Origin of the sequence: Streptomyces filipinensis (genome assembly GCF_014649495.1) — a bacterium.
In the GTDB taxonomy this organism is placed as follows: Bacteria; Actinomycetota; Actinomycetes; order Streptomycetales; family Streptomycetaceae; genus Streptomyces; species Streptomyces filipinensis.
On the sequence record NZ_BMTD01000004.1, the window covers coordinates 423,544 to 436,601 of the forward strand.

The following is a 13,058-nucleotide window of genomic DNA, read 5'->3' on the forward strand; positions in this document are numbered from 1 at the left end:
GTCAATCACGAACAGGCAACACACAAGCCCCCCACAGACGTGAAGAACGCCCCGACCCCTCACAGGGTCACGAACGTCGCCGTCAGCAGCACGGCCCCCGACCCCGCCAGCACCCACGCCACCCGCGTCAGCCGCATCCCGCCCGCCACCACCACCGACGCCAGCAGCAACGCCCCGCCGAACGGCACCCAGGCATACAGGATCCCCGCCGGACCCGAGCGCACCGCGTCCGACGTACCCGGCCTCAGCACGACGTCGTACGTGCGCCCCGCGCGCACCGCGACCGACTTGCCGAGCTCCACATGCGCGCGTGCCCGCGCCCCCGCCGACGTCGGCGTGAACGGCCCCGTACAGACATCCCCCGCGCACCGCGTCACCCGCACCGTGCCGGCCTCATGCCCCTTGGCCAGCATCACGTGCTGCGCGGTCCCCCAGGAACCCCACACCCCGGCGAACAGGATCAACGCGGCGACCGCGCCCATCGCCGCGACCCGCCCGAACCGCAGAGCGGTCACGGAGGTCCGACGAGCAGAGGTGGCTGTGGCAGGCATGGCCGGGATCATTGGCCATACCGCTACGACCGGTCAACTCCAGAGCCGGTCCGGCTACTGGTTGTACGCCGACTGAGCGCGCTCCAGACCCTCGGTGACCAGACACTCCACCGCATCCGCCGCACGGTCCACGAAGTAGTCCAGCTCCTTGCGCTCCGCCGACGAGAAGTCCTTCAGCACGAAGTCCGCCACCTGCATACGACCCGGAGGCCGGCCGATCCCGAACCGCACCCGGTGGTAGTCCGGCCCCATCGCCTTCGTCATCGACTTCAGACCGTTGTGCCCGTTGTCACCGCCGCCCAGCTTCAGCCGCAGCACCCCGTGGTCGATGTCCAGCTCGTCGTGCACGGCCACGATGTTCGTCACCGGCACCTTGTAGAAGTCCTTCAGCGCGTTCACCGGACCGCCGGACAGATTCATGTACGACATCGGCTTCGCCAGGATCACCCGCCGGTTCGCCGGCCCCGCCGGACCGATCCGCCCCTCCACCACCTGCGCCTGCGCCTTGCCCGCACGCTTGAACTTCCCCCCGATCCGCGCCGCGATCAGGTCCACCACCATGAACCCGACGTTGTGCCGGTTCATCGCGTACTCCGGCCCGGGATTCCCGAGCCCGACGATCAGCCAGGGGGCGCTGGCGGGGGTGCTCACGTCCATGTCTCCTTGATACGCGCCAGCCGCTGCTCCCGGCGAGGGGAGCAGCGGCTGAAACAGTTGATGACGCCGGAGAGGATCAGGCCTCGGCCTGCTCCTCGCCCTCCTCGGCCTCGCCCGCGGCTTCCTCGGCCTGGGCCTGCAGCACCTGCAGCACCACGGCGTCCGCGTCCACGGCCAGCGAGACACCGCTGGGCAGCGTGATGTCCTTGGCGTGGACAGAGGCACCGGCCTCCAGACCCTCGACCGACACCGTGAGGGCCTCGGGGATGTGCGTCGCCTCGGCCTCGACCGGCAGCGCGGTCAGCACGTGCTCCAGCAGGTTGCCACCCGGGGCCAGCTCGCCCTCGGCGTGCACCGGAACCTCGACCGTGACCTTCTCGCCACGCTTGACCAGCAGCAGGTCGACGTGCTCCAGGAAGCCCTTCAGCGGGTCACGCTGCACGGCCTTCGGAAGCGCCAGCTCGTTGGTCTTGCCGTCGATGTCCAGGGAGATCAGGACGTTCGGCGTACGCAGCGCCAGCAGCAGGTCGTGACCCGGGAAGGTCAGGTGCAGCGGCTCGGAGCCGTGGCCGTAGAGAACACCCGGGACCTTGTTGTCACGGCGGATGCGACGGGCGGCACCCTTGCCGAACTCGGTACGGGTCTCGGCGGTGAGCTTCACCTCGGACATATCGATCACTCCTCGTAGGAACTCGAACGGACGGGGTCACCCGGCCACGAACGGCCTGCTACGAAGAGCGCGTCGATAACGGACCACCGTACGCACGCGTACGGCCTCCCTCGCCGAGCAACTGGAGCAGTTTACTCGGAGAAGGAGGCCGTACTCAAAAGGATCTTCCGTCACCGCGCGGAGCGCGGCTGCAGAAACCTCACTGCTCGTCGAAGAGGCTGGTCACAGACCCGTCCTCGAACACCTCACGCACCGCACTCGCGATCGTCGGGGCGATCGACAGCACCGTGATCTTGTCCAGATCCCGGCCCAGCTCCGCCGGCGTCGGCAACGTGTTCGTGAACACGAACTCACTCACCCGGGAGTTCTTCAGCCGGTCCGCGGCCGGACCCGACAGCACACCGTGCGTCGCCGTCACGATGACATCCTCCGCACCGTGCGCGAACAGCGCGTCGGCAGCCGCACAGATCGTGCCACCCGTGTCGATCATGTCGTCGACCAGCACACACACGCGACCCTTGACCTCACCCACGACCTCGTGGACCGTCACCTGGTTCGCCACGTCCTTGTCACGCCGCTTGTGCACGATCGCCAGCGGCGCACCGAGCCGGTCGCACCACCGGTCCGCCACCCGCACCCGACCCGCGTCCGGCGACACGACCGTCAGCTTGTTCCGGTCCACCTTCTCGCCCACGTAGTCCGCGAGCAGCGGAAGCGCGAACAGATGGTCCACGGGACCGTCGAAGAAGCCCTGGATCTGGTCCGTGTGCAGATCCACGGTCAGGATCCGGTCCGCACCCGCCGTCTTCATCAGGTCGGCGATCAGACGCGCCGAAATCGGTTCACGACCCCGGTGCTTCTTGTCCTGCCGCGCGTAACCGTAGAACGGCACGATCACCGTGATGGAGCGGGCCGACGCACGCTTCAGCGCGTCGATCATGATCAGCTGCTCCATGATCCACTGGTTGATCGGAGCCGTGTGGCTCTGGATCACGAAGCAGTCCGCACCACGCGCCGACTCCTGGTAACGGACGTAGATCTCACCGTTCGCGAAGTCGAAGGCCTTCGTCGGGACGACCCCGACACCCAGCTGCTGGGCGACCTCCTCGGCAAGCTCGGGGTGGGCGCGGCCGGAGAAGAACATCAACTTCTTCTCGCCGGTCGTCTTGATCCCGGTCACAGCACTGTCTCCTCAGAGGTTGTCTCAGCCAGCCGGCTGCTCAGCGACCTCTCGGCTGGGCGTGAGAGGCCGAATCAGCTGGTAAGGGTGCGGGTGCACGCGTGCGGATGTGCACTTATCACGGTACGCCGACTTCGACGCACCCGTTTCCCGTCACTCCTCGCCCTCACCCGCCCGGGACGCCGCCTCGGCGGCCTTCGCCGCCGCACTCCCCGGACGCTTCCGCGCCACCCAACCCTCGATATTCCGCTGCTGACCACGGGCCACGGCCAGCGAACCGGGCGGCACATCCTTGGTGATCACAGACCCGGCGGCGGTGTACGCACCGTCCCCGACCGTGACAGGCGCCACAAACATGTTGTCCGAACCCGTCCGGCAATGCGACCCCACCGTCGTGTGGTGCTTCTCCTGACCGTCGTAGTTCACGAACACGCTCGCCGCCCCGATGTTCGTGTACTCACCGATCGTCGCGTCACCCACGTACGACAGATGAGGCACCTTCGTACCCTCACCGATCTTGGCGTTCTTCGTCTCGACGTACGTCCCGATCTTGCCCTTCGCACCCAGACGCGTACCGGGCCGCAGGTACGCGAACGGCCCCACACTCGCCCCCGCGCCCACCACGGCACCCTCGGAGACCGTGTTGTCCACCCTCGCCCCCGCACCGACCCGCGTGTCCCCCAGCCGGCTGTTCGGCCCCACCTCGGCACCCTCACCCAGATGCGTCGACCCGGTCAGCAGCGTGTTCGGATGCACGACCGCGTCCCGCTCGAACGTGACCGTCACGTCCACCCACGTCGACGCCGGATCGACCACGGTGACCCCGGCCAGCATCGCCGCCGTCAGCAGCCGTTCGTTCAGGATGCGACGGGCCTCCGCCAGCTGCACCCGGTTGTTGATCCCGGCGATCTCCCGGTGATCGGCGGCCAGACAGGCACCCACCCGGTGACCGGCCTCGCGGAGGATGCCCAGGACATCGGTCAGGTACTCCTCGCCCTGACTGTTGTCCGTACGGACCTTCTTCAACGCGTCCGCCAGCAACTGCCCGTCGAACGCGAACACCCCGCTGTTGATCTCCCGGATCGACCGCTGCGCGTCCGTCGCGTCCTTGTGCTCCACGATCGCCGTCACGGCGCCCGTCGCCTCGTCCCGCACGATCCGGCCGTACCCCGTGGCATCCGGCACCTCGGCCGTCAGCACGGTCACGGCGTTGCCGTCACCGGCGTGCGTCCCCGCCAGCTGCTTCAGCGTCTCGGCGGTCAGCAGCGGCGTGTCCCCGCACACGACCACGACGGTCCCGTCCACGGCCCCGCCCAGCTCCTCCAGGCCCATGCGCACGGCATGCCCGGTCCCGTTCTGCTCGGCCTGCACGGCCGTCCTGGTGGCCGGGTCGATCGCGGTCAGATGCGCGGCGACCTGCTCCCGGGCGTGCCCCACGACGACCACCAGGCTGTGCGGGTCCAACTCACGGGCGGCGGCCAGCACATGGCCCACGAGGGAACGGCCGCAGATCTCGTGCAGGACCTTCGGTGTGGCCGACTTCATACGGGTGCCCTCACCCGCTGCGAGAACGACGACGGCTGCCGGGCGGATGGCGCTCACGGGGTTGCCCTTCGGCTGTGGTGAGTGGGGATGACAGCCGCAGGATACCGGGGCGTTCCTCAAGGGACATGAGAGCGGGCCCTGACGGGGGGTTCACCGGTCAGGGCCCGAACGTAGGTCTTGTGCGCCGTGGCTCCCCCGCAAGGATTCGAACCTTGTCCTGCTGGTACCAAAAACCAGTGTGCTGCCAGTTACACCACGGGGGACAGCGCATCAGACCTTACCCGAGACGTGCCTCGGCTCGGGCCACGATCCCGGCCCACCAGCCCTCGATGCGGTCGTACAAGTGGGCGCTCCTGGCTGCGCCGACGACCAGGCAGCCGGTCGGTTCCGAGGTGGTCCGGTTACGGAGTGTGGTGTGTGGCGGTAGGGGAAAGTCACCGGAAAAGGCCTGGCCGCCGCCCGTAGGCTGGAGGTATGACCACGACGGGGGAAGAGCAGGCCAGGGCCCGCACCGGGCCGTGGTGGTGGGCCAGATGGCGCAGTGCGGCGCTCGACGGGAGTCTCGCGCTGGTGTCGGCCGTGGAGTGCGGCGCGGAGGGGATTCCGTTCGCCCGGGACGCGGGGATCCCGGTGGTGGTGGGGGTCGTTTTCGGGGTGATCGCCGGTTCGGTGCTTCTCGTGCGGCGGAAGTGGCCGATCGCCGTCGTGCTCGTGGCCATCGCGATCACGCCCGCGCAGATGGGGTTCCTGCTGGGTGTCGTCGGCCTGTACACGCTGGCCTCGTGTGAGCTGCCGCGCCGGATCATCGGTGCGCTGGCGGGGATGTCGCTGGTGGGGACGGCGGTGGTGACGTTCGTGCGGGTGCGGCAGGACATGGCGCGGGGTGACCTGACGCTGGGTGACTGGTTCGTGCCGTTCGCGGCGGTGACGACGGCGTTGGGGCTGACGGCTCCGCCGGTGCTGCTGGGGTTGTACGTGGGGGCTCGGCGGCGGTTGATGGAGAGCTTGCGGGAGCGGGCGGACAGTCTGGAGCGGGAGCTTCAGTTGCTCGCCGAGCGGGCGGAGGAACGGGCCGAGTGGGCCCGGAACGAGGAGCGGACGCGGATCGCCCGTGAGATGCATGACGTGGTGGCGCACCGGGTGAGTTTGATGGTGGTGCATGCGGCGGCGTTGCAGGCGGTGGCGCGCAAGGATCCCGAGAAGGCCGTGAAGAACGCGTCGCTGGTGGGGGACATGGGGCGGCAGGCGTTGACGGAGTTGCGGGAGATGCTCGGGGTGTTGCGGGCTGGGGAGGACGTGGGCCGGCGGGCGCAGAGGGTGCCGTTGGCCGCGGTGCGGGAGGCGGCTGCGGCTGCGGCTTCTCGTGCGGTGGTGGAGGACGGGCCGTGTCTGTCGGAGCTGGAGGAGCTGGTCGGGCAGTCGGCGGCGGCGGGGATGGTCGTGGATCTGTCGGTGGAGGGGGAGGTGCGGTCGTATGCGGCGGAGATCGAGCAGACGGCGTTCCGGGTGGTGCAGGAGGCGTTGACGAACGTCCACAAGCACGCGGCGGGTGCGAAGACGCGTGTGCGGCTCGCGCATCGGGTGTCGGAGATCGCGATGCAGGTGGAGAACGGGCCGCCGCCGGAGCCGGGGTCGGCGTCGGCGGCGGGATTGCCGTCGGGTGGGAACGGCCTGGTGGGGATGCGGGAGCGGGTGGTGGCGCTGGGCGGGGTGTTTGTGTCGGGGCCGACGGAGGCCGGGGGTTTCAGGGTGTCGGCGGTGATTCCGGCGGCGTAGACCCTTGGGGGCGGGGGTCAGCCGGCGGTGAGGCGTACGGGTTCGATGCCGGTGATGAGGGTGGCGAGGGCGTGGTCGATGTCGGGGCCGACGTACCAGTCGCCGGTGTGGTCGAGGGTGTAGACGCGGCCTTCGGTGTCGATGGCGAGGGTGGCGGTGGTGTCGGTCTCTTCGCCGAGGGGACACAGCTCGGTGCCGAGGGCGCGGCCGAGGTCGCCGAGGGTGCGGGCGTGGTGGAGGCCGTGGAGGGGGTCGAGGTGGAGGGTGGCGGGGGCGATCTGGCGGCCGGGGCCGCCCGGGGTGATGGTGAGGCCGCCGAATTCGGCCCAGGCTTCGACGGCCGCGGGGAAGACGGTGTGCCGGTGTCCGGCGGGTGAGGTGTGGTCGCGGAGGGCGTCGGCCCAGATCTCGGCCTGTTTTATGTCCCAGCGTCCGGGTTGCCAGCCGGCGGCGCGCAGGGCGGTGTCGACGAGCACGGGGAAGCGGGGTGGGGTGTTCCCGTGCTCGTGGCGGGTGGCGGCGGGCTTGGGGGTGGTGCCGTGTTCGGGGTGCATCTGCCCTTCGTTCGTCGTGCGTCGTGCCGGCGGTGTCGTGCGGTGGTACCTGGGTTGACGGCGGTGGTCAGCCGTCGGTTGCCGTGGGGTCGACGATGCGGACGCCGAAGTGGGCGCTGAGGGCGGTGCAGGCGCGGCAGGGGGTGGCGAAGCTGCCGTGGAGGGGGTCGCCGTCCTCGCGTATGCGGCGGGCGGTGAGTTTGGCGTGTTTGAGTGCCTTGCGTGCTTCGCCGTTGCTCATGGGTTTGCGGGCGGCGCGTTTGCTGCGGGTGGCGTCGGCGGCGGTGAGGTGCCGGGAGATGAGGATGGTCTCGGCGCAGCGGCCGGTGAAGCGGTCGCGTTCGCCGCTGGTGAGGGTGTCGAGGAAGTCCTGGACGAGGGGGTGCAGGGCGGGGGGCTGGTCGCCGCGGGCGGCGGTGCCGGTGAGGGTGGCGCCGCGGACGGAGAGGGCGGCGGCGACGGTGGGCAGGATGCCGTCGCGGCGGTGGCGGAGGGTGGGGGCGGGGGGTGTGTCGGTGCCGCTCCAGCCGATGCGTGGGTCGCCGGCCCGCACGTCGGTTCCTCCGGTTCGCAAGCTATTCATGATCGTTTTCCCTCCCCGGGCGTCCCCCGAAGGACACAGGGTGCCAAATGCCGTGGCCTGTGCGGAAGCTGGGGCGGTGCGACACGCCCGTGCCGGGGGTGGGTGGTCACGGTGGGGTGACGGCCGGTCACGGAAGCGGACGAGGTGTTTCCTCGCGGACGCGGTGGGCCGGTGACCGGGGTTCGTGTACCGCATAGGCTGTCGCCGTTCGCGATCGACACCGCCGATTGAGGCCAGAGAGAACGCCGCAGGGGGCTACCGCCATGACGACAGGTCGGCTCGGGCTGGGGGCACCGCCCAGCCGCCAGGCCGGGGGACAAGCCGTGCCGCCGAACGCGGCGTACGCCGGGCAGGTCGTGCACTTCCCGGATCCGGTCCGGGCGGCGCGTCACCCGAGAGGGGTACGGGTCGATGAGCGTGGTTACCCGGATTTCTCTCCGTACGCGCGTGTGGCGGTGGAGATCGCCGAGCCGCCGGAGGGTTTCGGTGTCGACGAGTTGCGGCTGACGGACTACGTGTCGGCGAACGCGGCGTTGGCGGTGGAGCAGCACGAGTTGTGGGACACGGTGCCGGATGTGGCGACGCCGCACGGCTGGACGTGGCATCACGTGGCCGGCACGCGGCGGCTGGAGCTGGTTCCGGTCGAGGTGAAGGCGTTGTTGCGGCACCACGGTGGGGTGGCGACGACGCCGGTGGACCACGGCAAGCGGGGGACGCGGCCGTTGCAGGAGACGCGGCCGGCGCATTTCGGGCTGCCGAAGTCGGGTGTGGCGGTGTCGGAGGCGCAGGTGCAGGGCGTCGAGGAGGATCTGGGGTACCGGCTTCCGGGCGCGTATCGCTCGTTCCTGAAGGCGGCGGGTGGTTGTGCGCCCGTGGGTACGGCGCTGGACGCCGAGTTGGGTCTGCTGCTGGACCAGCCGTTCTTCACGGTGCGGGACGAGGCGGCGGTCAACGACCTGGTGTATGTGAACAAGTGTCTGCGTGACCATCTGACGAAGGACTACCTCGGGGTCTCGTTCGTGCAGGGCGGGTTGCTCGCGGTGAAGGTGAAGGGCGAGCGGCTCGGTTCGGTGTGGTTCTGCGCGTACGACGACGTGCGTGATGCGGATCCGTCGTGGTCGCCGGCGGAGCGGGTGGAGCGTCTGCTGCTGCCGTGCGGTGAGGATTTCGACGCCTTCCTGTCGCGGTTGGCGGGGAATCCGCCGGAGTTGGAGACGGTGGCGAATCTGATGGTCGACGGCGGTTTCGCCCGGGCCGTTCCGGTGTCCGCCGGCTCGGCGTCGTCCGGTCCGGTGGGGGAGTGAGTTTCAGGCGATGGTGACCTACGCGCAGGCGCAGGAGCGCGCCGAGGAGTGGATCAACGGCGACGTGCCCGTGTACCAGCATCGTGAGGTGCGGGTGCGGGAGTTCGAGCTGGGTTTCGTGGTGTGGGGGGAGGACCGGGCGGAGGGTCCGCGTTCGGACGCGGGTGGTCAGCGCCTGGTGATCGCGCGGGACAGCGGGGAGGCGACGCTGTGGCCGGCGCTGCCGGTGGGTGAGGTGATCCGCCGGTACGAGGAGGAGTACGGCCGTCCCGACGAGCCGCGGGACGCGGCTCCGGCGGCGGCCGCGCGGGTGGACCTGAACCAGACGTCGTTCCTGTTGACTCCTCCGGAGTGGTTGCAGGAGGCGGCGGACAAGCTGGGTATCGGGGACCGGCGGGCCGAGGGTGCCGGTGCGGGTGCCGGTGCCGCTTCTGGTGCGGGTACCGGGGGTTCGAGCCCGGTTGCCGATGCCGGTGCTTCGGAGGGTGCGGGTTCGCCTGCCGGTGCCGGTGCCGGTGGCGGTTCCGGGGCGGCCGGTGTCGGCGGTGGGGTCTCGTCCGGTGCGGCGGGGCTGGCCCAGACGCAGGCCGGCCCGGGCGCGTCCGGTGTGCCCGCGGCGCCTGCTCCTCAGGGCGCGCCTGCCGCCGAGGTACCGGTGGGGGCCACGCCCTGGGCCGGTACCGACACGAACGCGGGCTCCGGTGAGGAGGACCGTTCCGTGCCGTTGCCCGCGACGGTGTTCGCGCCGCCGCTGAGCGAGGCCGGCGACGAGGCTCCGCGGCCGCGGACGAGTGCGCCGGAGGCGAAGACGGCGCTCATCTCGGGAGGCAGCCAGCTGCCGCCGACGGCGATCGCTCCGGCGCTCGATCCTTCGAACGCGCCGGGCGCGCCTGGTACACCGGGGGCGCCCGGCGCTCCTGGCGTGGCGGGCGTTCCGCAGGGCAGTACACCCCCTCCGCCGTCCGGCACGCCGCCGTACGGCTATCCGCAGCCGCCGGCGGCTCCCGGCACGCCCCCGCCGGGGGTGTCCGCGTATCCGCCGCCGTCAGGCGCGCCGTTCGCGCCCCCCGCCGCTCCTGGTGCGCCGGGCGCTCCGCAGGGCGACACGCCCCCGCCGGGCGCCGCGCCGTACGGCTATCCGCAGGGTCCGGGTGCCCCGCAGGGTGCTCCGGGCTACGGCTATCCGCAGGCGCCGGGTGGTCCGGCGGGTGCGCCGCAGCCTCCGGCCGATGCCGGTGCGTCCGCGCGGCCTCTCGCGCCGAACGCCGGGGACATCGCGGATGCCGCGACGAGCAAGGCCGCGCCGCCGCCGAAGAAGGCGCGCGGTGGAGCGGGCATGCCGCCCCCGCCGCCGGGTGTTCCCGGCGCGCCGGGCGCGCGCCCGGCGGATGCGGCGATGCCGGCCGCGCCGGGTGGTGCGTACGTGCGGACTCAGCTGGTGTCGGCGCTCGGGCCGGAGGGCCCCGAGGGACAGGGCGGCGCGGGTGCGCCGGCCGGTCCGGGCGGCGCGGAAGGGGCGCAGGCACCGGGCGCGCCGACTCCGGGCGCCCCCAACCCGCCCGCGACGCCTTCGGGCCAGGTCCACCACGCGGCCACGATGCTGGCCGACCCCAGCCAGCTGGGCGCAGGCATGCCGCAGCCGCCGGGCGCCCCGGGCGCGCAGGGTGGTCCCGGCGCTCCGGGCCTGCCGCATCCGCCCGGCGTTCCCGCGGCTCCGGGTCCCCCGGGCATGCCGCCCGTGCCGGGCGCGCCGCACCCTCCGGGCGCCCCCGGCATGCCGCACACGCCCGGCGCGCCGCACGCTCCGGGAGTCCCCGCGGGTCCCGGCGCGCCGCAGCCGCCGAGCGCCCCCGTGGCTCCCGGCATGCCCGGCGCTCCGGGTGCTCCGGGCGGTGGGCGCGGAGCCGTGCACCATGCGGAGACCGTGCTGGCCGCGCCGCCGGTGGCAGGTCCGGGCGTGCCCCCGCCGCCCGGTCCCGGTCCGCTCGGTGCGCCGGGCGCCGCCGGTATGCCGCCGGGTGTTCCGGGGGCGCCGCAGCCGATGCCGCCGGGCGCGATGCCGCCGCCCGGCGCGCCGGTGCCGGGACAGCCGTCGGCGTACGGGTATCCGCAGCAGGGGCAGCCGACGGTCGGTCCCGGCTATCAGGCCGTGCTGCGCTACCGCGCGCAGGACGGTTCGGAGCAGCAGCTGATCCGGCGTTCGGCGCCGGGCACCCCGCACCCGGAGTGGCAGATCTTCCACGAGCTGCGGGCGATGAACGTCCCGTCGGACCAGGTGCTGGAGCTGCACACGGAGCTGGAGTCGTGCGAGCTGCCGGGTGCCTACTGCGCGCGGATGATCCGGGAGCAGTGGCCGCAGGCGCGGATCACGAGCATCGCGCCGTACGGCACGGACCATGCGAGCCGGCAGCAGGGGATGCAGCAGTTGCTGGCGCATCAGGGTGAGTTGCACCAGGTCGCGGACGGGCCGGCGCGTCCGGCGCCGGTGCGGGCGCCGCTGGCGCCGGTGCAGCCCGCCCCGGCGATGCCGCCTGAGGGCATCGCGCAGGAGCTGGCGGCGGCGTTCGGGCCGGCGGTCTTCCGGTTCGAACAGCAGGCCGTGTCCCGGCAGGGTGTGCCGCCGATCGTGGCGCACACGCTGGTCGTGGCCGGTCTGCCGCTGGACATGAGCCCGTTCTTCTGGGCGCAGGCGCAGCCGGGCCGGCCGGTGCCGACGCTGGCGGAGCTGGCGGCCGAGCGCGGGGTGCAGCCGGCGGCGGACGCGGGCTCGTACCTCGTCATGGGCACCGACTTCGGCCGGGCGGTCTGTGTGCAGTACGGGACGGCGAACATCGTGGCCGTGCCCGTCGAGGCGGGGCCGGGCGGTGCTCCGGTGCCGCCGCAGTTCGTGAACACCGGGCTGCCGGAGTTCGCGCGCTGCCTGGCCCTGCTGGGCCGGATGTGGCGCCTGCGGTACGGGCTCAACCAGGAGCAGGCGGGCCGCTGGACCGTCGACTTCCAGGCGCAGCTGGCCGCCCTGGACCCGGCGGCGCTCGGTTCGCCGGAGAGCTGGTGGTCGGTGCTGCTGGAGCAGATGTGGGACGGGCTGCTGTGAGTACGCCCTCCGGGTGGGAGTGCGTCGTGCCCTTCACGCGTGCGTGAAGGGCCGGCTCCCCCTGGCCGTCACCCTTGAGGACGAGCGGCTGCGGACGGTTCCGCACGCCGCGCCGAGCCGGAAATGCCCGATGCCGAGCGTGACGCGACCGCGGAGTGTCGCGTTATGAACGCTTACGTCCGATCCATCAAGATATGCGCGAAATCATTATGTCGTGTATGTCCGGTGGAGAGGGGTTCCCAGGGTGAGCAGTGCATCGACGTCACCGCACGGCTTTGTGACCGTCCGGGGGCGCGGCTACCGCACCGACCAGGTCGACGCGTTCCTGGAGGTGTTGTCGCGCGACCGCGACGCCGCGTGGGAACGTGCCGCGCGGCTGACCGTGCTCGCCAAGGACATGGAGGCGGAGGCCGCGCGGATGCGCGAGGTCGTCGCCCAGCTCCCCCCGCAGACGTACGAGTCGCTCGGTGGGCGCGCACGGCGCTTGTTCCAGGTCGTGCTGGAGGAGGCGGCGGACCTCCGCGAGCGCACGCGGCATGACGCGCACCGGCAGGCCGTGCAGGCCGAGGTGCGCGCCGACAGCGCGCGCCGCCGGGCGCAGGCGGCGGCGAACGCGCTGCGCATGACGGCGGACGAGTACGCCCGTCAGCGGCTCGTCGCCGCGCGCGCCGAGGCCGACGCCATCCGTATCGGCGCGCGGCGCGCGGTGAAGGAGGAGCGCAGGGAGCGGCTCGCCGGGCTGCGCGAGGTGCGGGAGCGTGCGGCCGCCCTGGAAGCCGAGCTGTCCCGGAAGCAGGCCGAGCGGTGGGCCGAGGTCGAGCGCGAGGAGGCCGAACGGATCGCCGCCCTGGACGCCCGGTACGCCGACCGGGCGAGCCGGGCCGACGCGGCGCTGGCCGACGCCGAGCGGGCGCTGGCCGAGGCGGAGGAGTTCGCGCGCCGCAGCCAGGAGGAGGCACGCGCGCGTGCGACGGACATCATCGTCGCCGCGCGGATGCACGAGGAGCGCCTCGCCCGGGAGACGGACCAGGTGCTGCGCGAGCACGGCGATGCCTGGGACCACGTGCAGGCGCACATGGACGAGGCACGCAGCGACCTGATCTCCCTGACGGGGCGGGCGACGCTGGAGTAGCCCTCCCGGGCC

General features: G+C 72.0%; 11 protein-coding genes and 1 tRNA gene. 4 read left to right on the forward strand and 8 right to left on the reverse strand.

Going from position 1 to position 13,058, the window contains the following annotated elements:
- Positions 1-59: 59 nt before the first annotated feature.
- The 6 genes from IE244_RS12875 to IE244_RS12900 form a co-directional block, all read right to left on the reverse strand.
- Complete coding sequence (locus IE244_RS12875; RefSeq protein ID WP_191873568.1) at positions 60-563, reverse strand: hypothetical protein; 504 nt, start codon at positions 561-563, stop codon at positions 60-62.
- Between the two features lie 42 nt (positions 564-605).
- A complete protein-coding gene (gene pth / locus IE244_RS12880; RefSeq protein ID WP_191873570.1) occupies positions 606-1,208 on the reverse strand; it encodes an aminoacyl-tRNA hydrolase in 603 nt (200 codons plus the stop codon).
- Between the two features lie 76 nt (positions 1,209-1,284).
- Positions 1,285-1,878, reverse strand: a complete 594-nt coding sequence (locus IE244_RS12885; RefSeq protein ID WP_191873572.1) for a 50S ribosomal protein L25/general stress protein Ctc — start codon at positions 1,876-1,878, stop codon at positions 1,285-1,287.
- Between the two features lie 199 nt (positions 1,879-2,077).
- Positions 2,078-3,058, reverse strand: coding sequence for a ribose-phosphate diphosphokinase (locus tag IE244_RS12890; protein ID WP_191873574.1), 981 nt, complete (start codon positions 3,056-3,058; stop codon positions 2,078-2,080).
- Between the two features lie 153 nt (positions 3,059-3,211).
- Positions 3,212-4,660: a bifunctional UDP-N-acetylglucosamine diphosphorylase/glucosamine-1-phosphate N-acetyltransferase GlmU gene (gene glmU, locus IE244_RS12895; RefSeq protein WP_191873576.1), complete on the reverse strand. Its 1,449-nt coding sequence runs from the start codon at positions 4,658-4,660 to the stop codon at positions 3,212-3,214.
- Between the two features lie 130 nt (positions 4,661-4,790).
- Positions 4,791-4,866: transfer RNA gene (locus IE244_RS12900), tRNA-Gln, on the reverse strand.
- A 211-nt stretch (positions 4,867-5,077) separates the two neighbouring features.
- On the opposite strand from IE244_RS12900, the gene IE244_RS12905 reads away from it, so the two are divergent.
- Entirely contained in the window at positions 5,078-6,379 is a 1,302-nt protein-coding gene (locus tag IE244_RS12905; protein ID WP_191873578.1) for a sensor histidine kinase, read from the forward strand.
- A 17-nt stretch (positions 6,380-6,396) separates the two neighbouring features.
- On the opposite strand, the gene IE244_RS12910 is transcribed toward IE244_RS12905, so the two are convergent.
- Together IE244_RS12910 and IE244_RS12915 are read right to left on the reverse strand one after the other, a co-directional pair.
- The gene (locus IE244_RS12910; protein ID WP_191873580.1) at positions 6,397-6,933 is read right to left on the reverse strand and encodes an SUKH-3 domain-containing protein; all 537 of its coding nucleotides are present in this window, start codon (positions 6,931-6,933) and stop codon (positions 6,397-6,399) included.
- 67 nt (positions 6,934-7,000) lie between these two features.
- A complete protein-coding gene (locus IE244_RS12915) occupies positions 7,001-7,516 on the reverse strand; it encodes a YwqJ-related putative deaminase (RefSeq protein WP_191873582.1) in 516 nt (171 codons plus the stop codon).
- Between the two features lie 263 nt (positions 7,517-7,779).
- Between IE244_RS12915 and IE244_RS12920 the strand changes: the two genes are divergently transcribed.
- The 3 genes from IE244_RS12920 to IE244_RS12930 all read left to right on the forward strand — a co-directional run bounded on the left by IE244_RS12920 (position 7,780) and on the right by IE244_RS12930 (position 13,046).
- A complete protein-coding gene (locus IE244_RS12920) occupies positions 7,780-8,820 on the forward strand; it encodes an SMI1/KNR4 family protein (RefSeq protein WP_191873583.1) in 1,041 nt (346 codons plus the stop codon).
- A gap of 10 nt (positions 8,821-8,830) precedes the next feature.
- Positions 8,831-11,914: an SUKH-4 family immunity protein gene (locus IE244_RS12925; RefSeq protein ID WP_191873584.1), complete on the forward strand. Its 3,084-nt coding sequence runs from the start codon at positions 8,831-8,833 to the stop codon at positions 11,912-11,914.
- A 244-nt stretch (positions 11,915-12,158) separates the two neighbouring features.
- Entirely contained in the window at positions 12,159-13,046 is an 888-nt protein-coding gene (locus tag IE244_RS12930; protein WP_191873585.1) for a coiled-coil domain-containing protein, read from the forward strand.
- Positions 13,047-13,058: the final 12 nt, after the last annotated feature.

Excerpts from the sequence above, each read along its gene's own strand:
- IE244_RS12875 (WP_191873568.1), bottom strand. The coding sequence starts at position 563 with ATGATCCCGGCCATGCCTGCCACAGCCACCTCTGCTCGTCGGACCTCC.
- pth (WP_191873570.1), bottom strand. The coding sequence starts at position 1,208 with ATGGACGTGAGCACCCCCGCCAGCGCCCCCTGGCTGATCGTCGGGCTC.
- IE244_RS12885 (WP_191873572.1), bottom strand. The coding sequence starts at position 1,878 with ATGTCCGAGGTGAAGCTCACCGCCGAGACCCGTACCGAGTTCGGCAAG.
- IE244_RS12905 (WP_191873578.1), top strand. The coding sequence starts at position 5,078 with ATGACCACGACGGGGGAAGAGCAGGCCAGGGCCCGCACCGGGCCGTGG.
- IE244_RS12910 (WP_191873580.1), bottom strand. The coding sequence starts at position 6,933 with ATGCACCCCGAACACGGCACCACCCCCAAGCCCGCCGCCACCCGCCAC.
- IE244_RS12915 (WP_191873582.1), bottom strand. The coding sequence starts at position 7,516 with ATGAATAGCTTGCGAACCGGAGGAACCGACGTGCGGGCCGGCGACCCA.
- IE244_RS12920 (WP_191873583.1), top strand. The coding sequence starts at position 7,780 with ATGACGACAGGTCGGCTCGGGCTGGGGGCACCGCCCAGCCGCCAGGCC.
- IE244_RS12925 (WP_191873584.1), top strand. The coding sequence starts at position 8,831 with ATGGTGACCTACGCGCAGGCGCAGGAGCGCGCCGAGGAGTGGATCAAC.